General features: G+C 41.9%; 20 protein-coding genes and 1 pseudogene. 15 read left to right on the top strand and 6 right to left on the bottom strand.

Annotation, left to right across the window (positions count from 1 at the left end):
• Positions 1-175 precede the first annotated feature (175 nt).
• A complete protein-coding gene (locus Q4B79_RS08675; RefSeq protein WP_303086027.1) occupies positions 176-484 on the bottom strand; it encodes a rhodanese-like domain-containing protein in 309 nt (102 codons plus the stop codon).
• A gap of 79 nt (positions 485-563) precedes the next feature.
• On the opposite strand from Q4B79_RS08675, the gene Q4B79_RS08670 reads away from it, so the two are divergent.
• The 4 genes from Q4B79_RS08670 to Q4B79_RS08655 all read left to right on the top strand — a co-directional run bounded on the left by Q4B79_RS08670 (position 564) and on the right by Q4B79_RS08655 (position 4,112).
• Entirely contained in the window at positions 564-1,433 is an 870-nt protein-coding gene (locus Q4B79_RS08670) for a DUF2272 domain-containing protein (RefSeq protein WP_303086026.1), read from the top strand.
• Positions 1,434-1,515: 82 nt separating this feature from the next.
• Positions 1,516-2,622: a prephenate dehydratase gene (gene pheA, locus Q4B79_RS08665; RefSeq protein ID WP_303086025.1), complete on the top strand. Its 1,107-nt coding sequence runs from the start codon at positions 1,516-1,518 to the stop codon at positions 2,620-2,622.
• A complete protein-coding gene (locus Q4B79_RS08660) occupies positions 2,622-3,170 on the top strand; it encodes a DUF924 family protein (protein ID WP_303086024.1) in 549 nt (182 codons plus the stop codon). Before pheA ends, Q4B79_RS08660 begins: the two co-directional genes overlap by 1 nt.
• Positions 3,171-3,182: 12 nt before the next feature.
• Positions 3,183-4,112 (top strand): prephenate dehydrogenase/arogenate dehydrogenase family protein, encoded by a 930-nt coding sequence (locus tag Q4B79_RS08655; protein ID WP_303086023.1) that lies wholly within the window; start codon positions 3,183-3,185, stop codon positions 4,110-4,112.
• Positions 4,113-4,472: 360 nt separating this feature from the next.
• Here Q4B79_RS08655 and Q4B79_RS08650 read toward each other — a convergent pair whose 3' ends face one another.
• A complete protein-coding gene (locus tag Q4B79_RS08650; protein WP_303086022.1) occupies positions 4,473-5,396 on the bottom strand; it encodes a hypothetical protein in 924 nt (307 codons plus the stop codon).
• 129 nt (positions 5,397-5,525) lie between these two features.
• Here Q4B79_RS08650 and Q4B79_RS08645 point away from each other — a divergent pair, with 129 nt between their 5' ends.
• The 6 genes and pseudogenes from Q4B79_RS08645 to Q4B79_RS08620 all read left to right on the top strand — a co-directional run bounded on the left by Q4B79_RS08645 (position 5,526) and on the right by Q4B79_RS08620 (position 9,322).
• Positions 5,526-5,894, top strand: a complete 369-nt coding sequence (locus Q4B79_RS08645) for a helix-turn-helix domain-containing protein (RefSeq protein ID WP_303086021.1) — start codon at positions 5,526-5,528, stop codon at positions 5,892-5,894.
• A 107-nt stretch (positions 5,895-6,001) separates the two neighbouring features.
• Positions 6,002-7,303 (top strand): annotated as a pseudogene (gene aroA, locus Q4B79_RS08640) (3-phosphoshikimate 1-carboxyvinyltransferase); the annotation flags it as partial.
• 3 nt (positions 7,304-7,306) lie between these two features.
• Positions 7,307-7,543, top strand: a complete 237-nt coding sequence (locus Q4B79_RS08635) for a hypothetical protein (RefSeq protein WP_303086020.1) — start codon at positions 7,307-7,309, stop codon at positions 7,541-7,543.
• A gap of 146 nt (positions 7,544-7,689) precedes the next feature.
• Positions 7,690-8,562 (top strand): EamA family transporter RarD, encoded by an 873-nt coding sequence (rarD, locus tag Q4B79_RS08630; protein ID WP_303086019.1) that lies wholly within the window; start codon positions 7,690-7,692, stop codon positions 8,560-8,562.
• Positions 8,563-8,564: 2 nt separating this feature from the next.
• Positions 8,565-8,921, top strand: a complete 357-nt coding sequence (gene folB, locus Q4B79_RS08625; protein ID WP_303086018.1) for a dihydroneopterin aldolase — start codon at positions 8,565-8,567, stop codon at positions 8,919-8,921.
• On the top strand, positions 8,918-9,322 hold the full coding sequence (locus tag Q4B79_RS08620) for a 2-amino-4-hydroxy-6-hydroxymethyldihydropteridine diphosphokinase (RefSeq protein ID WP_303086017.1): 405 nt from the start codon (positions 8,918-8,920) through the stop codon (positions 9,320-9,322). The genes folB and Q4B79_RS08620 overlap by 4 nt, the downstream gene beginning before the upstream one ends.
• Here the strand turns inward: Q4B79_RS08620 and Q4B79_RS08615 are convergent.
• The 3 genes from Q4B79_RS08615 to Q4B79_RS08605 all read right to left on the bottom strand — a co-directional run bounded on the left by Q4B79_RS08615 (position 9,319) and on the right by Q4B79_RS08605 (position 13,046).
• Positions 9,319-10,614 carry a DUF2868 domain-containing protein gene (locus Q4B79_RS08615; RefSeq protein WP_303086016.1) on the bottom strand — a complete coding sequence of 432 codons (1,296 nt, stop codon included), beginning with the start codon at positions 10,612-10,614 and terminating at the stop codon, positions 9,319-9,321. The two genes, Q4B79_RS08620 and Q4B79_RS08615, sit on opposite strands and share 4 nt — an antisense overlap.
• Positions 10,615-10,630: 16 nt before the next feature.
• Positions 10,631-11,458, bottom strand: a complete 828-nt coding sequence (locus Q4B79_RS08610) for an RnfABCDGE type electron transport complex subunit B (protein WP_303086015.1) — start codon at positions 11,456-11,458, stop codon at positions 10,631-10,633.
• Between the two features lie 133 nt (positions 11,459-11,591).
• Complete coding sequence (locus Q4B79_RS08605) at positions 11,592-13,046, bottom strand: NAD-dependent succinate-semialdehyde dehydrogenase (RefSeq protein WP_303086014.1); 1,455 nt, start codon at positions 13,044-13,046, stop codon at positions 11,592-11,594.
• Positions 13,047-13,260: 214 nt separating this feature from the next.
• Between Q4B79_RS08605 and Q4B79_RS08600 the strand changes: the two genes are divergently transcribed.
• Both Q4B79_RS08600 and Q4B79_RS08595 read left to right on the top strand, forming a co-directional pair.
• Positions 13,261-13,686, top strand: coding sequence for a hypothetical protein (locus tag Q4B79_RS08600; protein WP_303086013.1), 426 nt, complete (start codon positions 13,261-13,263; stop codon positions 13,684-13,686).
• A gap of 108 nt (positions 13,687-13,794) precedes the next feature.
• A complete protein-coding gene (locus Q4B79_RS08595) occupies positions 13,795-16,356 on the top strand; it encodes a LysM peptidoglycan-binding domain-containing protein (protein ID WP_303086012.1) in 2,562 nt (853 codons plus the stop codon).
• An 88-nt stretch (positions 16,357-16,444) separates the two neighbouring features.
• On the opposite strand, the gene Q4B79_RS08590 is transcribed toward Q4B79_RS08595, so the two are convergent.
• Positions 16,445-17,182, bottom strand: a complete 738-nt coding sequence (locus Q4B79_RS08590; protein ID WP_303086011.1) for a sulfite exporter TauE/SafE family protein — start codon at positions 17,180-17,182, stop codon at positions 16,445-16,447.
• Positions 17,183-17,503: 321 nt separating this feature from the next.
• On the opposite strand from Q4B79_RS08590, the gene Q4B79_RS08585 reads away from it, so the two are divergent.
• The 3 genes from Q4B79_RS08585 (at position 17,504) to Q4B79_RS08575 (ending at position 19,457) form a co-directional block, all read left to right on the top strand.
• Positions 17,504-18,349: a DUF4102 domain-containing protein gene (locus Q4B79_RS08585; protein WP_303086010.1), complete on the top strand. Its 846-nt coding sequence runs from the start codon at positions 17,504-17,506 to the stop codon at positions 18,347-18,349.
• Positions 18,240-18,731 carry a hypothetical protein gene (locus tag Q4B79_RS08580; RefSeq protein WP_303086009.1) on the top strand — a complete coding sequence of 164 codons (492 nt, stop codon included), beginning with the start codon at positions 18,240-18,242 and terminating at the stop codon, positions 18,729-18,731. The genes Q4B79_RS08585 and Q4B79_RS08580 overlap by 110 nt, the downstream gene beginning before the upstream one ends.
• 366 nt (positions 18,732-19,097) lie before the next feature.
• The gene (locus Q4B79_RS08575) at positions 19,098-19,457 is read left to right on the top strand and encodes a type II toxin-antitoxin system RelE/ParE family toxin (RefSeq protein WP_303086008.1); all 360 of its coding nucleotides are present in this window, start codon (positions 19,098-19,100) and stop codon (positions 19,455-19,457) included.
• Positions 19,458-19,615: the final 158 nt, after the last annotated feature.

Genomic DNA, 19,615 nt, shown 5'->3' with positions numbered 1-19,615 from the left:
CCCCGACCCTCTGCTCCCAAAGCAGATGCGCTACCAAGCTGCGCTACGCCCCGATTAACTTCTAACTAAGGTTAGTTGCTGTTAGTGGTGCGTATTATAGCGTAAATTGAGTGTATGTCAATTATTTATTTTAAAAAAAGATAAAAATTTTTATAAATAATTGATTTTTATAAAATTAATTTTCTGTGATGAGTGTCCACCCCAGAGCTTTTGCTCCACGAGTGCCACCTGTCAGATGAACATAAGTGCGATCTGGATTGAGTTTTTCCAAAAACTCACAAGCTTTGATGGCTTTTGTACCGCCACCACACAGGATATAAATGTCGCCTACGGTTTGGTTTAAAAGCTCGGCTGTGATGGCATCAAGAGGAACATTGGCGGCATGGGCGATGTGTCCGCCCTTAAAGCTGTCTGTATCTCGCACGTCCCAAATGACAATATCTGCGTTGGGACTGAAATTGGCGATGTCTAGGATTTTAATCATGGGGTTTACCGTATAATTTTTTGTGAAAGTTTAGCAAATTTGGGGTATGATGGCAACATTGTTATTATGGTGCGGTTAGATGTTAAAATTAATTGTATTTTTAATGATGGTAGTGTGCTTGACTGCGTGTACCAGCAAGCTTTATCAGTCTGGGGAGCTTTGGCAATCGCCCACACCCACCTTTGCTCCCAATGCCACCAAAGCCGAACGCATTGTCGCCATTGCTTTGCGTGAACATCAAGCATGGGGCGAACCGTTTATCACGACGGACGGACGCATCGCCCAATACGAACATTACGAATCTGAAAAATCCCGGCTCTTAGATGGCTCTTTGGCGTGGGAGCGTGTGGTGGCGTATTGGCGTGATGGTGGGGCATTGGCAGGGCTTGATGTCAGATTGCCTTATCATGAATGCAACAAATCAGATGCAAGCATACACTCAAAAGCCAACATTTGTCGAGCCTTTACCAGTGATGTGGCGTGGTCGGCGGCTTTTATTTCTTATGTCATGAAACAAGCAGGCGTGGATTTTTATACATCGCCACGCCATTTTGATTATATTCGCCACTCTTGGCAGGGGCAAGGCGATTATCGCACTTATCCTGTGAGCGAGCCCTTGGCACTTGGCGACATGCTGTGTTATTTGCGTGGTACAAAAAGCCATACTATCACAAATTATGATGATTTGACCAATTATATTAGAAGCCAAAACCAAGGCTTGCCTGCCCATTGTGATGTGGTGGTGCGTGTCGATGAGCATGAAATTTGGCTGGTTGGGGGCAACGTTTTGCACACGGTCATGCTAAGAAAAATGCACGCCAAAGATGGAGTGGTGATTTTACCAAAACGCACGGACGGTTGTACGCCTTACCGTGAAGATTTGTGCCATCTTAGTCAGAGAAATTGGGTGGTGGTGTTAAAACTGCAAAATCCATCGGATATTTTTTAAATTTGCCAAAAAAGATTTGCCCTAACCCCCAAATTTCATGTATCATTGTCTTATTTTTAAAAACCAAAAGTTAGGGGTTATCATGAGTGAGCAACAAACCAATTTGGACACCAGCAAAATTCACGATTTGCGTGGCAAGATTGACAGCATTGATGAGCAAATTCAACGTTTGATTAATGAGCGAGCCAGTATCGCCCAAGAAGTTGCCATTGCCAAAAAAAATCACGAGAGCCACCCCATTTTTTACCGCCCTGAGCGAGAAGCCCAAGTCCTAAAAGCGGTCATGGAGCGTAATTCAGGACCGTTGTCAGGTGAAAAAATGGCACGCCTATTCCGTGAAATCATGTCTGTTTGCTTAGAGCTTGAAGCCCCACAAAAGGTTGCTTTTTTAGGGCCGATTGGTACTTTTACCCACGCCGCCGCCTTAAAGCACTTTGGTAAGGCGACCACCGCCATTCCGCTTGCGACCATTACCGAAGTGTTTCGGGAAGTAGAAGCAGGCTCTGCGATGTATGGCGTTGTTCCTGTGGAAAATTCGTCCGAAGGTGTCGTTAACCACACGCTAGACGCATTTTTAGGTTCTGGTTTGCGTATCGTGGGCGAGGTTGAGCTACCCATTCATCATAATTTTTTGGTGGACGAACATACCAAAGTAGATTTGATTTCAAAAATTTATGCCCACCAACAAACCCTAGCCCAATGCCGTCAATGGCTTGACAGTCATTATCCAACGGTGGAGCGAGTGGCGGTGTCGTCTAATGGCGAAGCTGCCAGACGCATCAAAAAAGAATGGCATTCGGCAGCCATTGCAGGGGGTGTGGCAGCGGCGGAATATGGTTTGCACAAATTGCACGAAAATATCGAGGATAACCCCAACAACACCACTCGTTTTCTCATCATTGGGCATGAGACGGTCGCTCCAAGCGGTCATGACAAAACTTCCATTGTGGTGTCCAGCCCCGACCGTGCGGGGGCGCTGATTGATATTTTAGAGCCACTAAAAAAATATGGCGTATCCATGACCAGCATTGAGACTCGCCCCGAGCGTCCCAACAAGTGGGCATATGTGTTTTTTATTGATATGGTAGGACACATCAATGATGAGAATGTCAAAAATGCCATTGACGACATCGCCAAAATCGCCAAAGACGTGCGAGTGTTAGGGTCATATCCAACGGCGGTGATTTGATGATAAAAGATGATGCAAAACTTGTTTTGGATTTTTGGTTTAGCGATACAGCCAAACCTTTTTGGTTTGCCAAAAGTGATGGCTTTGATGCGTTATTAAAAGACAAGTTTTTGGTTATTTTGCAAAGTGCAAGTTTGGGCGAATGTGAAGATTGGCGAAATAGCGTGCAAGGGCGATTGGCGGAAATTATCGTCCTTGATCAATTTTCAAGAAACATTTATCGTAATATGCCGAGTGCCTTTGCCCAAGATGCTATGGCAGTGGCATTGGCTCAAGAATTGGTAAAACAGCCAGATTTTGCCCAATTATCGATTAGCGAGCGTAATTTTGCCTTAATGCCGTTTATGCATTCAGAATCAAAAGTCATTCATAAAAAAGCTGTGCCACTATTTGAAAAGTACGCTGATAAAAATACTTTGGATTTTGAATTAAAACATAAAGTGATTATTGATAGATTTGGGCGTTATCCACACCGCAATACAATTTTGGGACGAATGTCAAGCGATGAAGAATTGGCATTTTTAAATGAGCCTAATTCGTCTTTTTAATGAATGGCAACTATGCAAAATTTATTCAACAAAACCTTAATCATCGGCTTAGGCTTAATTGGCGGTAGTGTTTTACAAGGCATTTTTAACAATCGCCTTGCTAAGTACTTATATGCGGTGGATTTTGATAAATCGGTTATTGATAATGCCATTAGTGAGAAATTAATTCAAGGTGGCGATGATGATTTACTCACTTTGGCAAAGACGGGTGTATTAAAAGATTGTGAATGTATCATCATTGCTGTACCTGCTTTTGCAGTTAAAGCGATTTTGGAACAAATTAAAACCGCCATTAGCCATAAATTATTACCAAGCGATATCATCATCAGCGATACCGCCAGCACCAAAGGCAATATTTTAAAGGACGCCCACGATATTTTTGGCGAATTACCGCCCAATTTGGTTTTGGCTCACCCGATTGCAGGAGCAGAAAAATCAGGCTTTTTGGCAAGAAATGGCAATCTGTTTAAAGCCCATAAACTCATCATTTGTCCACACGATTTTAATGACAAACAAGCGGTGGATAAAATCGCTACCCTTTGGCAATCGCTTGGGGCGAGTGTGGATTTTATGAGCTATGATAAACACGATGAAGTTTTGGCATTAACCAGTCATTTGCCTCATTTATTGTCCTATGCTTTGACTTATCAGCTTGCCAAAGATGAAGAGAGTTTAAACATATTTCGCTATGCAGGTGGCGGATTTCGGGATTTTAGCCGTATTTCGGCAAGTAGCCCGATTATGTGGCACGACATTTTTTTGGCAAATAAACAGGCGGTATTAAAAGGGTTAGACGAGTATCAAAAGATATTGGACGAATTAAAATCTGATATTGAAAATGACAATTCAGATAAGCTCTTAGAAACTTTTGCCATTGCCAAAAATGCCAGAGAATATTTTGGGCGGTTATTGGTGGAGAAAGAGAGGTTAAAGAATTTGTAAAGTGGTGTGCAATAACGGTGCGTAAGGTGCATATTACGCACCAAATATAAAAAATGGTGCGTAACAAACAAAACAAAATTATTTTTTAAACTTATTTTTTATATAATTTGCACCAATACTGGCAAAAATAAATATCACAATAAGTTTGATGATTGTCATAATATCCATAAATAAACTCACTTTTTGGTTGAATTAAAAATAGCATTGCCAATATACAAAATAAAGCAATACAATAAAAATGCTCCAAAAATATCTACCATTCCAGACGAAACCATTCCACGATTGAGCATTTGGACTGCGTTTGGATTTAGAGTAATTGCCAACACTAAGGATACAATAGGTATCCAAATTGGAAATTTTTTACGATTGTTTGACATTGATAAGTTCATAATAACTACTTGGTAATAAATTATCACCAATCATTTGTCTATATTTGACAGCAGAATTCCAAGGGGCAAGTATTTCATTTTTAAGGCTACCAGCTCTCATTTTTAGGTATGGGTCTGCATTGTTTTCGGTGTATATGAATTCTACACCCAATTTTTCCCTAGAAGCCTGTTCTAGGAAATTCTGATACATTTGCAGAAAAATAGGTATGTAATTTTGTTCAAAACCACGCTCGCTACGAAATTCATAATGCTTTTCACAAAAGCCTAAGAATTGAATATAAAAATCGCCATTATAAACTGCTTTCTTTTTGTATCTTTGTTGTTCCAGTATGTCTATATAAAATTGATGTCTTTCTTGTAAAAATTTTTTTACACTAGAAATGTTGTCTTCATTATGGTTTAATCCATAAATTTTTAAAATTAACTCAATCCACTTGTTTTCAATACCTTTGGCAATATTTCGTCTTTTTTCTCTTAAATTTTCTATTTGTATAGCTTCATCGGATTGTGCAATATTGTTCAAAACTTGATTGTCTCTATTCTTATCTCCGCTAGGATTGCTTGCTATGGCATAACGCATCATATCGGTAGAATGCATTTCGTATAGTGTAATACAATGTGTGAAAATAATTAGCTGAAAATAAGCAATTTCCAATTCAAACGCATAACTCCAAGCGTTTTTATCTTGATTTAATGAGAAAAATCCATCGCTATTTATAATATCCATTGTTTCTTGGTAACTTTTGGATAAGTACTCTAATCCCAATGCGATTTCTCTATTGTAATTGTTGGTGTGGCTTGATTTTGGGGCTTGGCTATCTTGGTTGTTTTGAGAGAATAAATAAAACAAAATAACAACGCCTGCAAGACCGCCAAAAAATATAAGAACTTCCACAAAAAACTCCCAAAAAATTTTGAATTTCAACCATTATATGTTACAATAATTTATTTTATTTTTAAACCAACCCACACTTGTCATTTGACAACTGGCAGTAGGCTTTTTGAAAAAAATATGGGTATTTTTATGATAAATGTTGAGACAATTCGTGAACTACGAGAGCAAAACAACTGGACACAAGAGCAAGTAGCGGAAAAATTAGGCATTACTAGAAATGGCTATGCCAAAATAGAAAGGGGCGAGAGTATGCCAAACTTAGAGCGATTAAATGACATTGCGACTTTATTTGGTGTGGAGGTTGCTGAATTATTGGATAATAAAAATTTTATTTGTCAAATTATTGACAATAATAGCAATACCATTAACTATAATAGCAATCAAAATTTAATTGCTGAGATTGAAAAATTGCAATTATCCCTTTGTCATAAAGATGAATTGCTTGCTCAAAAAGATAAGGAAATTGAATTATTAAGAAAACTTTTGGATAAAGTTTGATATTTAATGATGTGTACTTTTTATTTAAAAGCAAACACCTTACCCCCAACAAATTAACACCCTTATTTAGGAAAAACCCTATGAAATACAAACTCACCCCCAGCACAACATTTACAGGCACACACGCTGTCGCCCCTGACAAATCCATTTCGCACCGCTCCATTATGTTTGGTTCTTTGGCAAATGGCGTAACAAAAGTTAGCAACTTTTTAGAAGGCGAGGACGCACTCTCAACCCTACAAGCCTTTCGTGATATGGGTGTACAGATCGACCGAGATGGCGATAAGGTAACAATTTATGGCGTGGGAATGCACGGACTAAAAGCCCCTGCCAAACCCCTTGATATGGGCAACTCTGGCACGAGTATGAGGCTACTGGCGGGGATTTTGTCCGCTCAGAGCTTTGACAGCACGATGATAGGGGATACTAGCCTATCAAAACGCCCAATGGAGCGAGTGGCAAAGCCCCTGCGTCAGATGGGGGCAGTCGTGGCAACCACAGGCGAGCGTGGCACACCACCGATGACAATTACAGGTGGTAAGAGTCTAAGTGCTATCCGTTATGAAATGCCGATGGCGTCCGCCCAAGTCAAATCGTGCCTGCTTTTGGCAGGTCTATGGGCAGATGGCGAGACGGTGGTGGTAGAGCCTGAGATTACACGAGACCACACCGAGCGAATGCTGACCGCCTTTGGTTATGAGGTCAAGGTTACGCCTATGGGGCACGGCAACGAAATCCGTGTTAAGGGTGGTGGGCAATTAACCGCCTGTGATATTGAAGTGCCTGCCGATATTTCAAGCAGTGCGTTTTTTATGGTGGCAGGTCTGATAGCAGGGCGTGGCGATGTGGTGCTACCTAAGGTGGGCATTAACCCTACCAGAACAGGGGTCATTGATATTTTACGCTTGATGGGGGCGGATATTACTTTGCAAAATCAAACCCTTGTTGGTGGTGAGCCTGTGGCGGATATTTGTGTCAAATCAAGCAAACTGCACGGCATTGAAATTCCGCTCAACCTTGTACCGCTGGCGATTGATGAATTTCCTGTGATTTTTGTGGCGGCGGCGTGTGCCACAGGCAAAACGGTACTGCGTGGGGCGGAGGAGCTTCGTGTCAAGGAATCCGACCGCATTCAAGTAATGGCGGACGGTCTGACAACGCTTGGCATTGATTGCACGGTGCTTGATGACGGCATTGAAATTATCGGGCGTGGCGAGAGCGAGTTTGTGTTTGGCGGTGGGACGATTGAATCTCATCACGACCATAGAATTGCGATGAGCTTTGCGGTGGCAAGCCTACGAGCAAAAGATGAAATTATCATCAATGGCACAGAGACGGTGGCGACAAGTTTCCCGAATTTTGCTAAATTGGTAAAAGAAGCAGGACTTGGGCTGACAGTTTTGGAATGAATAATGGATGATAAAATTTATCATTATTGTCCAATTTGTGACCGCTCACTTAAAATTCATGAGAATGATATAATGATGAATACGCTTGAAAAAGTGTTAATTCATCATTTTAATACCAAACACGAAAGTTTATGTCGCAAACCAACTGAGCAAGAGTTAAAAAAATTTTCTAGGGGCAGTAAACGCCGTCAAAAAAGAAGTATTAGAACCATTTCTGGTGGTGGCGTTTCGCCAAAATAATTAGTGGTTTTGTAATTGGGTTGTAAGGTGCGTATCACGCACCATTTTAGCTTTGATTTTCCAAAACTCTAATCATTATTTAATGATGACTTTTGTGTTGAAACGATAAAAATCCCCTTATTTTAATCCATCTAAATAAAAATAAAATGCAAACCAACCAACAAAAAGGCATACTTTTAGGATTAACCGCCTATTTTATTTGGAGTTTATTTCCTTTTTATTTTAAAGAGTTAAGTCATTATCATGCTGTCGAAGTCATCGGTCATCGTTTGGTGTGGACTTGCGTGATTTTATGGTTATTTTTAATTCTTAAAAAACATTGGCAAGCCATCACGCTCATCAAACAAAATCCCAAAATCATCATTTGGACTTTTGTCTCTGGGTTATTGATTGCAACCAATTGGCTGACTTATGTATGGGCGGTGGGTCATGATAGGATTATTGATGCCAGTTTGGGTTATTTTATCAGCCCTTTAATGGGGGTGGCATTATCGTTTTTTATTTTAAAAGAGCGATTAAGACCCTTGCAATTCTTGGCGATTGCTTTGGCATTTATTGCGGTATTTATTCAAGTGGTAATGCTTGGATTTTTACCCATTGTGTCTTTATTATTGGCACTAAGCTTTGCATTTTATGGGCTGATGCAAAAACGCACGCCACTTGACAGTATTTCGGCATTATTTTTGGAAACTGCCATGCTGGTGCCATTTTGTGTGGTATGGTTTATGACTCATGATGTGCCAAGCAGTGAACCATCATTTTGGGTATCCCATGATATTTGGCTATTAATGCTCGCAGGCCCTATTACTTTAATTCCGTTATTATTATATAATCAATCCACCAAACTTGTGAATTTTAATACCCTAAGTTTTATGCAATATATTACACCGACATCGGTATTTGTGATTGCGGTGTTTTATTATCATGAACCGCTTGACATTAAAAGATTGTTTGTGTTTGGGCTGATTTGGCTTGGGCTTTTGGTATTTAGCATTGATATTTTAAAAAATAGGAAATAATCATGAATGACATTGTTTTTATTCAAGGTTTAAAAATTAACACGCTCATCGGCATTTATGATTGGGAACGTGCGATTAAACAATCTTTAATCATTGATTGTGAAATGACTTGCGACATGAGCATGGCAAGTCAAAGCGATGATGTGGCACATGCGATTAATTATAAAACGGTGTGTGAGGATATTGAGCGTCTTTGTCATGAGATTAAGGCAAAGTTATTAGAAAAACTTGCTCATGAGATTTGTACTTATCTTTTGGCAAATTATCCTTGCCAAAGTGTTACCCTTACCATTCATAAGCCCAATGCCATCAAGCAAGCCGACAGCGTGGGTGTCAAAATCACTCGCTACAAATCATGATAAAAAAATACATCATTGCTTTGGGAAGTAATTGTAATAGTCAGATTGCTTTTGAGATTGCCGCCCAAGAATTACATACATTGGGTGATGTGCTTATGTCGTCCACGATAATCGGCAAAGATTTTACGGGCAAAACCGACCGCATTTATCATAATGCGGTGGTTTTTTTGACATTATTTCAACCGCTAGATTATGATAAATTCAATGGAATTTTAAAAAATATTGAAAAAAAATGCGGACGTACCGATGATAAAATGCAAGTGTCCATACAAGTTCCTATGGATTTGGATATTCTGGCGTTTTATGAAAACGATTGGCAAATCGTGGCGAAAAGATTACCCTTTAAAGAACACGAAAAAAAGGGGCTTTTTGAAGTCGCCCCATTTTTACTTAAAAACTAGTATTCTAATATGTTGCGTTCACTTAGTGCCATTCGCCACTCTTGAATATATGTCCCACCGTGTAAAAATCTAACCAAAACGCCATATTCGCTGTTTTGATTAATTGCATCAATTTTTCTTAAAACACCCCTGTCAGGTAAAATGCGACTGTCAATCCCAAGTAAAATTTGGGCGTGTAAGGTATTGGCAACCTTTATCAGATGAATAATTTCTTCTTTACTGTCCACAATCCCCAAATCTTTCACTGGCTTGCTTTGTCCGTGCCAAGTGCTGTCTGTGGCAGGTCGTTCTAAGGTGGCGATGATTTTGGCACTGTGTGTGTTGGGGGTGATTTGGGTGGTTTTGGGGGTGTAGGGTGTAAAATCGTCCTTATCAACGATGGTTTGATTTAGGGTGCGAAGCAGGTTTTCATAATAATATAAATTGCCATCGAGGGTAAAGCGTTCACGAGCATTAAAATAACACAACACATAAGCACATAAGCGAGGCAACATACCATAGATGATGACCGACAACATCATGAGCGTGGCAAGGCGAGCAGGGGGGATGTCTCCACGAGAAAGGTTGATTTGGCTGGGCATCTCAAAACCGAGCAGACTTGGTGCAAAGCCTAAGCCCTTTAAAATCATGACAAAATGGCTCTGAGATAACAGTGTGGATTCCCAGATAAAGGCATAACTTTTAAATAAAAACAGCATGAGTAGGGCAAGTACGCTTCCTAACAAGCCAAAGAGCCATGCTTTGTGAATGATTTTACCCAGTTGCCAGATGGTATTTTTTTGAAATTCCTCTAGATAAATATCAAAAGCGGTGGCTTCTGGCAATGATTTGGGGCGAAGTTTGGCGAGTATGCCATAAATGCCCGAGTAGCGGTTGGGGTTTTTTAGACCGATAGACCACATCACAAGTGTGAGTGTGTGCCAGCCAAGCAATCCAAGCAGTACATAAAAAAAGTTCACAACATGAGCATTTAGAAGTCCAAACACCCCTACAAACCCCAACACGAAAGAGGCTCCTGCATAGAGGCGACCCACCCCTTTTATTAAAAAATCGCCTTTGTGCAAGGCGGTAGCAAGTTCGCCATTATTATCCATGAGCGTGGCACGATGGACGAGTTTATCGGTGGGTGTGCCGTCTGTTGATTTGGCGAGGTCGGTGGCGACTTTGGGGTCGGTGGCAAAAATAAATCCTGACTTTTCAAGTCGTCTGATGAGGTCAAGGTGTTTTTGGGTGTCAGGGTCTAATTCATTTAAACTGGCAAACTTTTCAATGTGAATGTGTTCTAATGACATGGCGTGGCTCGCTGAACTAACTTTCTAATTCTCTTAATTTCTCGTTTAATTTGTCAAGCTCCTCTTGTTTGAGAGGGTCGCTTTTAATACTAAGCTGTTTGGTGAGTTTTTTGATTTGAGTGCGGATTTTGGCAAGCTCAATGGTGTTTTTGGCGAGGTCTTTGTGGATTGTCTGGGAGTTTTTAGTGGTTATGGCGTTAGTCATGATGGATTCGATGGAGCTAACCACAGGCTTTGTGCCGTTAGTAATGCTTTGGGCGACACGGTTTAGGTGCTGATGGTAGCGATGACGTAGCCCGCTTTGTTCTGTCAGTCGCTCGGTGGCAGAGGGGGTATGAGGGTAAATTTCTAGGCGAATGCAGTCCACAGGGCAGGGCGGTAGGCACAGCTCACAGCCTGTGCATAGGTCGATCATGATGGTGTGCATGTGCTTGGCGGTGCCGATGATGGCGTCCACAGGGCAGGCAGGGATACATTTGGTACACCCAATGCAATTATCCTCATCGATGATGGCACGCACTTGGGTTGGGCGATTGGTGGCAGGATTGGTTTGCCACTTGCTGGGCGTGGCAGTTAGGTGTGGGCGTTCATCGTAATGGGCGTGCAAGATGGCATGAATGTCGTCCGTTACCGCTTGACCACCTGGTACGCACAGATTGTGATTTTCGCCATGTGCAATGCTATATGCATAAGGCAAACAGCCGTCTTGATGTCCGCAAAGCCCACATTGGGTCTGGGGGAGAGCCTCGTCGATTTGATGAATGAGAATTTTTTTGGTGTCATCTAGGGCGTGGAGGTTTAGGCGATTAAATAAAATGGGTAAATTGTCAAAACGGTCATTCATAAATCACATGATGATGTTGTAAAAAGCATTGGTGCATTATAGCGGATTTGGGGGATTTGGTCTATTTTATGATGAATTTTTTGGTAAACGAAGCCCAAGTCATAACAGCGTCATGACTTGGGTTGTGGCTGGTTTATGAATTAATATTAACGCACCAGTATTTTGTAACGATGTATTCATCAATGCCGTATTTTGAGCCTTCACGCCCAAAACCTGATTGTTTGACACCGCCAAAAGGGGCGACTTCATTGGAGAGCAGTCCTGTGTTTTGGGCGACCATACCATATTCTAGTGCCTCGCAGACACGCCATGAGCGAGCTTGGTCTTGGGTGTAGAAATACGCTGCTAGTCCGTAGGGGGTGTTATTGGCGTGGTCGATGACCTGCTGTTCATCATCAAAAATAAAAATTGGTGCAATCGGTCCAAAAATCTCTTCGTGGGCGATGAGCATGTCATCGGTAACGTCCGTGATGATGGTGGGTAAAAAACAGCGTGGATAATCAGGGTGGGGTGTGCCACCTGTGATGATGGTTGCTCCCTTGTCTGTGGCATCTTGAAGTAGGGTTTGTATTTTTTGTTTGGCGTTGTCGTTGATAAGAGGACCAATCTGTGTGTCGTTGGATAAGCCATTGCCGACACGCAAAGCACTCACTTGGGTTTGCAATTTTTGGATAAATTCATCTTTGACGGAGCGATGAACATAAAAACGGTTGGCGCATACGCAAGTTTGCCCTGCATTTCGGTACTTAGATGATATCGCTCCTGCTACCGCTTTATCAATATCAGCGTCCTCAAATACAATGAATGGGGCATTACCACCTAATTCTAGTGAGAGTTTTTTGACGGTGCTGGCACATTGCTCCATGAGAAGTTTGCCGACACGTGTTGAGCCTGTAAAGGAGAGTTTTTTAATGCGGTCATCTTGGGTAAGCACCGCCCCTATCGTCTCTGCTTGCCCTGTGATGATTTGTAGTACCCCTGCTGGCATGCCTGCTTCGATGGCAAGATATCCTAGCGCCAATGCCGAAAATGGCGTTTGGGTGTCGGGCTTGACAATCATGGTGCAGCCTGAGGCTAGGGCGGGGGCGACTTTTCGGGTAATCATCGCTGATGGGAAATTCCAAGGGGTGATGGCAGCACAAACACCAATGGGCTGTTTTAGGACAACGTAACGTAGATTTGGGTGGGTGCTGGGAATGACATCGCCATAGATTCGCTTAGCTTCATCGGCAAACCATCGGATAAAGCTGTTGGCGTAGAGAATCTCGCCTCTGGCTTCGCTAAGTGGCTTGCCCTGCTCGGTAGTCATGATGATGGATAAATCCTCAATATTTTGGTCAATCAAATCCGCCCAGCGGTGCAAGATGGTGGCACGGTCATGGGCGGTCAGCTTTGCCCAAGCGGATTGAGCCTTGATGGCAGATTCGATGGCATGAAAGACCTCATCGGCGGATAAATCAGGCACAGTACCGATTTTTTGGTCATCAAAGGGGTTGGTTACTTCGATGGCTTGGGTGGATTTGGCGGATTGCCATGCGTTATTAATGAGGGCGTGCTGACGAAAAAGTGATGGATTGTTAAGATTCATGGATTTCTCTTGTTTTTAGGTAATTGATGATGGTTTACAAATATTAACATGATTTGATGGGGAATTTGATATTTTTCATGCAAATTGCAACAAAATATTACAAAATAGCCATGTTTTGTTAGGGCGAAGCTGTTATCTTATGCGTATGATTTCTTTTTAAAGCTTAATTATGTCAAAATTCTTAAATCACAACCTATTGGTTGGTGTCACCACAATGCTTGGAACCAGTGTGGCGATGGTTACGCCAGCGTATGCCATTAGCGAGACATCAGTGCAAAGTTTTGCCAGTAGTATGAACGTGGCGGCAAATTCCCAAAACATCGGACAAGTATCAAGGCTCATTGATGACAATGCGGTCATTAGTCTGACACGCAAGGGCAATACTGCCACACTTGACAAAAATAGCTATTTGCAATTATTGCAAAAATCATGGGCTGGAACAAGCGATTATCATTATCATATCAGCGTCAATGACGTGATCATCACTGGCAATCAAGCAAGAGCCACCATCATCACCACCGAAAGCTGGGTTAAGGCAGGGCGTAAAACCACGCTAGTTACCCATTCTAAGGCAACGCTGTCAGAGGTTGATGGTAAAGTGCTACTCTTACGTGCTGTATCGCAAGTTACGGTGGCGTAGCTTGGCAGGTGTGATACGCATGTTTTGTCATTGATGATAATTTATGCTTTGATATAATCACGTCAATATATTATAATAGAAATATTTTAATGATTGATGGGACTGTTTATGTCATTTTTGCTAAAACCTCTAACCATTGCCATATCATCGGTATTGTTATTTGCTTGTGCTAGCACCAATAATAACACCGCCAGTACAGCGACCAACACGGGTTCTGTGGCACCGATTGTCAGGGATACCACGACCGATACATCAGCAACGAATGCGTATACAGGTGTACTTGACCAAGCGACCTTAGATGAATTAGAGGATTTGCTACAAGCGACCGACATGACGATGGTGGAGGGCGATGCTCTAACGGTTCAGCGTTATGGGGACTTGTGGGATAGAGTGCGTAATGGTTATCGCATGGGCGAAATTAGCAATAGTCGCATCGAAGCCCAAAAGTCATGGTTTTATAGTCGTCAAGATTACATCAACCGCCTGACAGCTCGTACTTCTCGTTATTTGCACCACACCGTTACCGAAGCAGAGCGTCGAGGGATTCCGACCGAGCTTGCACTACTGCCCATCATCGAAAGCTCATACGACCCATCAGCAACTTCTAATGCAGCAGCGGCAGGGCTTTGGCAGTTTATTCCTAGCACAGGACGTATCTATGGTCTAAACCAAAGTGCCACTTATGATGGTCGCCGAGATATTATTGAGTCCACACGAGCGGCGTATGATTTTTTGACCAGTCTGTATAATCAATTTGGCTCATGGGAGCTTGCATTGGCGGCGTATAATGCAGGTCCAGGACGAGTTCAAAAAGCCATCGATGCCAACAGACGAGCAGGCTTGCCCACAGATTATTGGTCGCTTCGTTTGCCGACGGAGACCATGAACTACGTACCTCGCTTTATGGCGGTAGCACAAATCATCAAAAACCCTCAATCTTATGGTGTTTATATTCCAGCGATTGCTAATCACAGCCATTTTAGGGCGGTACCTGCCAACTTTGGTGTAACGCTTTATGAAGTCTCAAACCTAACAGGCGTGCCTGTGGATGAGCTTCGTTTGCTTAATCCAGCACTGATTAATTTTAGTGTGGATGCCAATGGTCCAGGTAGGGTAATTATCCCAAATAGCGTACCAGTGAGTACTGACAGTAAATTAAAAGCCCTACAAGGTCTAGGTTATGGTGCTTCGTCTTATGTGGCAAATAGCTATGTACCACCAATAACAGGCGTGCAAAATCCTACTTCAAAGGCGGAGTTGGCTTCTGCTAATGCATTGCCTAGTACAGGAGCAGGCATCACAGCAAATAACAGCATCATTCAAGAACCGCCACTAACCCAAGAAGAGCGTGATTTTATCGCAGCACAGATTCAGGCAAATAGTGTAGACGAGGTTTCGCCCATTGCCAAAGATGGTAATATTGAGCTAAACGCAGTGCAGACACAGCAGTCAGTACTTGAAGCACGTGGCGAGACCAAAAGCCTTAGCTATAATGCCCCAACAGGTGCAGGCACACCCACGACCGCCATCACGCCAGCCCAAACCAGCAAATCAAATACCAATACTTCCAATCCAGAGCGTTATAAAGTGGTGGCAGGCGATACTTTGACAGGTATTGCAGCTGCTCATGGGCTGAGTGTCAGTCAGCTTGCCAGCTATAATGGTATACCTGCCAACACGCAGGTCAAGACAGGACAGCGCCTATGGCTAGTCCCTGGTAAAGTAAGCACAGTAAGTAAAGACACCACCAAGTCCACCACTAATACAGGCGTACACGTTGTACAGTCAGGGGAGAGCCTAACCTCTGTGGCAAATAAGTATGGCATGAGTTTGCAGGATTTGGCGGCGCTAAACGGCTTATCGGTTACTGATGGTATTTTGATTAATCAAAAACTAAAAGTCATGGGTACGCCAGCCAAGACCACCAAGACTGGCACACCAGCTAAGTCCATCAGTACCGATAAAGTTGCTACCTATAAGGTGCAATCGGGCGATACTTTGACTGCGGTCGCCAAGAAGTTGGGCGTTACTAATGCAGAGATTGCTGCCTTAAATAATTTTAATGCTAACTCGCCATTGGTGGCAGGTCAGACCATTAAAGTGCCAGCAAGTAGTACACAAGTGGATAGAAAACTAAATAATCAATCCGTCAAATACACCGTGCAATCAGGCGACAGCCTAAGTAGTGTTGCAAATAAATATGGCATTAGCATTGATGAGCTGGCTGCTGCCAATAATCTATCTAAAAATGCAGGACTGATTCGTGGTAAAACCATCACAATCCCTGCCGCTGGCACTGTCAAAGCTACCAAGCAGGCTGATACCAAATCTAGCAAGACCAATGATGTCGCACGTGGTAGTGTGATTAAGTCTACCGAAGATTATACAGTGAAGGCGGGCGAGAGCCTAAATTCCTTAGCAAGTAAATACGGCGTATCAGCTCGTGATTTGGCGGCGACTAATCAGCTATCTGCCAACGCTCAACTCCAACGCGGTCAAGCCATTAAAGTGCCCAAACTGACCAGTACCTATACTGTTAAGTCGGGCGATACTTTAACAGCTGTTGCCAAAAAGCATGGCATTAGTGTGGCGGAGCTTGCCAAGATGAACAATATCGATGCTAAATCGGCATTGAAAAAAGGTCAAAAGCTAACTGTGCCAAATAAATAAGCTACTAAAAAATCCGTTCATTGCATATGAGCGGATTTTTATTTTTTTTGGCATGGACTGACAAAATCATGACGAAAATGGGGTTTTGTCATATGATGTTTTGTGTGGCATCAAAAATAATTTTAATGGCAATAATGCTTAAACTCCAAGGCAATATTGCTTTTAGCCATTTTACAGGAATGACGCCACGCATTTTAGTTCCCGCCCATGACCCGAGTGTTGCAAAAATAATCATCATGGCAATAATCCGCCAATTCTCTACAAACGAAAATCCCATTAAACCATAAATGATGATTTTTACCACATGAATGATACTTGCCATTAACGCGCCAGTGGTTACGACAACATTATTATCATCGTACTTTTTATTTAACAAAGCAATTTGCATGGGTCCTGATATGCCAACAAATAATGCCGTTCCCATCTGAATAAAAGCAATGACGTAGAAATTATTGGCTTTTTTTAATAATCTATCAAAGGTTTTTGACCATTGCATGAGTAAAATATAAATACCAATAAACAAAGGAATAAGCTCCAATGAAACAAAACGAATGGCAATGCCAAAAATAACCGCCCCCAATATCGCCCCAATTAAAAACTGTTTTAGGTATGTTAAATCCAAATCCTTTCGACCAAACCACACACGACTGGCATTGCTCGCCAGCTGGCTTGCTCCATGCACAGGAATGATGATATTAGCACTGACAAACATTGGCATAAGCCCAATCAAAATAATGCCGCCACCTACACCTGAAATGGCGGTCATGCCTGATGTTAAAAAATTAATACATGCCAACAAAAAATCATTTAATAGGGGATTTAACATAAAAATCCTTTTAGTATTTTTGGCTATTATATCATATTGTTTTTGATGATATGATATAATAAATGCTCATTATTTATCTTAAAGTACAAATACCATGTTTACCGATACCCACGACCCGTAACACCTACCCCAAACATTACCATACATCACAAAACATCAAAATCAAACCATAACAAAATCAATTAGTTATGGTTTTTTGATGCCAATACATTGCAAAACATCACAAGGTATATTACTCTAATTTTTGTATCTCTATTTGTATCTCTGTTAAGTTTACGGAGCAAATGGGGGGATTTTTGGTAAAAATTAGGGTAAATTTTGATGAAAAGAACGCAACTTAAAAAGGGTAAAACCCTAACAGATACAGCGATAGCCAGCCTTAAAGCAGAGATACAAGAATACAGCGTAAAAGACAGCAAAGGACTGTATTTATTTGTCAAACCCACAGGGGCGAAATCGTGGAAAATGCGTTACAAAGACGGTAACGGTAAATGGCGTTGGCATGGCTTAGGCGGTTACCCAGCCGTAACAGGAGCTATGGCACGCCTGATGGTACAAGAAAAATACAGAGAACTGGCATTAGGTGCAGGCGAGCTAATTGCACCCACCACCGCCAAAAAAGACAGCCTAGCAGATATTTGGCGGATATGGCTAAATGAGCCACAAAATAAAAAACTATCAGACAGCACCAAAGCACGCCACCAATCCACCATGAAACACATCTTGCCTACACTGGGTAAAGAACCCTTAAAAGACATTGACCGTCAAAAATGGCTTGCCACTTTTCGAAAAATCGCAGAACACACCCACCACCAAACCAAAAAATCCACCGCCAAAGAAGCTTACAGGGCATGGCAACTCATCAACCGCCTTTATATCTTTGCCATTAATGAAAATCTAGCCATGATTGAAAGCAACCCAGTATCAGGGCTAGATAAACGCCTAGATACGCCCACGCCTGCTCCTATGGCTCATCTAAGCTTAGACCAATTACCACGCCTGATAAATGCCATACAGGGCATACACAGCCCACAAACGCGTATAGGGCTATTATTGCTTGTTCATTTGTTCACACGCCCCAACGGGGGCTGGCGAGCTTGCTACCCTAGCAGGGGTTACAGGGTGGAGAGCAGGGCAAGCCATGCAAGCGGTAAAGGCTTGTTTTGATGATTGGTTAGCCACCTATGGCAAGCATGGGGATTTAGAGCTAACCGCCCTAATAGAGCGTATCACAAACGCCATCGAACGCCACCAATATGGGCGAATGGTTAACCTAAAAACCGAAGCGTTTAACATGGAGAATAATTGGACGGACGGCAAAGCCAATCTATTAGCCTATATTGATGATGAATTGTATCTGTTCACAAAAAGCGGTATGACAGAAGTGAGTGAGCCACTACCAATCAAAACCGCCTTTAAGATGTTAAGCGAGGTAAATCTCACACGAGCCAACCACCGCCAAAAATATCAAAAATTCATCAATGGCAAAAGACAGCTATTTTATGCGGTAAAAGATGAGATTTTGACGTTTTTGGATAATGAGACATAGAAACATAACTTTACATAAAAAACCCATAATAAAATTATGGGTTTTTTGGTTTTTTTGGGATTTTTTTAAAAATGGTGTAGTTTACACCATTTTTTTGGCAATTTACACCATTTTGAAAATTGTCAAAGCCTTACGCCATGCGGTTTATACACCATTTACACCATTTACAAGATTTTATTTTTTTATTTTACAAGACAGTTACATTATTTTGTAATTTTATGTAATTTTAGAAACAATTCACGCCTGCATTTTGGGGTAAGATTTGGGGGGAATTGCCCTAAGTTGACCCTTACGCAAGGTTATGGCGGGTTGTTGGAATATTACTTATATGTTATAATCCATCTCATTCATGATAAGGTTATTTTTATGTTTTTGGTTGTATTTAGTGAAGTGTTTGAGTGTTGGCTCAATGATTTGGATAATGACGAACGCCAAAGCGTGTTAGCTAGTCTAAAACTTTTACAAGAATATGGGTATAACCTAGCACGCCCATACGCAGACACCATAAAAGGCAGTACGATAAACAACCTTAAAGAATTACGCATACAACATGACGGCAGACCGCTAAGGGCGTTTTTTGTGTTTGACCCACTAAGGCAAGCCATTATCCTATGTGCAGGGGATAAGACAGGGGATAAACGCTTTTACAAAAAGATGATACCCTTAGCCGAAAGCATTTATAAAGACCATTTGGAGAGCCTAAGCAATGAAATTAACAACTCTTGATGAATACATGGCACGCCTACCACAGGGCGAACAAGACCAAATCAATGCCAAAGCTAAAACGCTTAAACAAGCCTATGAGCTATCCTTGTTACGCCAAACCGCACAATTATCACAAAGCCAATTGGCGGATAAAATGGGCGTATCACAAGCCAACATTA

The organism is Moraxella sp. (assembly GCF_030525845.1).
In the GTDB taxonomy this organism is placed as follows: domain Bacteria; phylum Pseudomonadota; class Gammaproteobacteria; order Pseudomonadales; family Moraxellaceae; genus Moraxella.
This window is presented reverse-complemented; position numbering and strand designations above follow the sequence as displayed.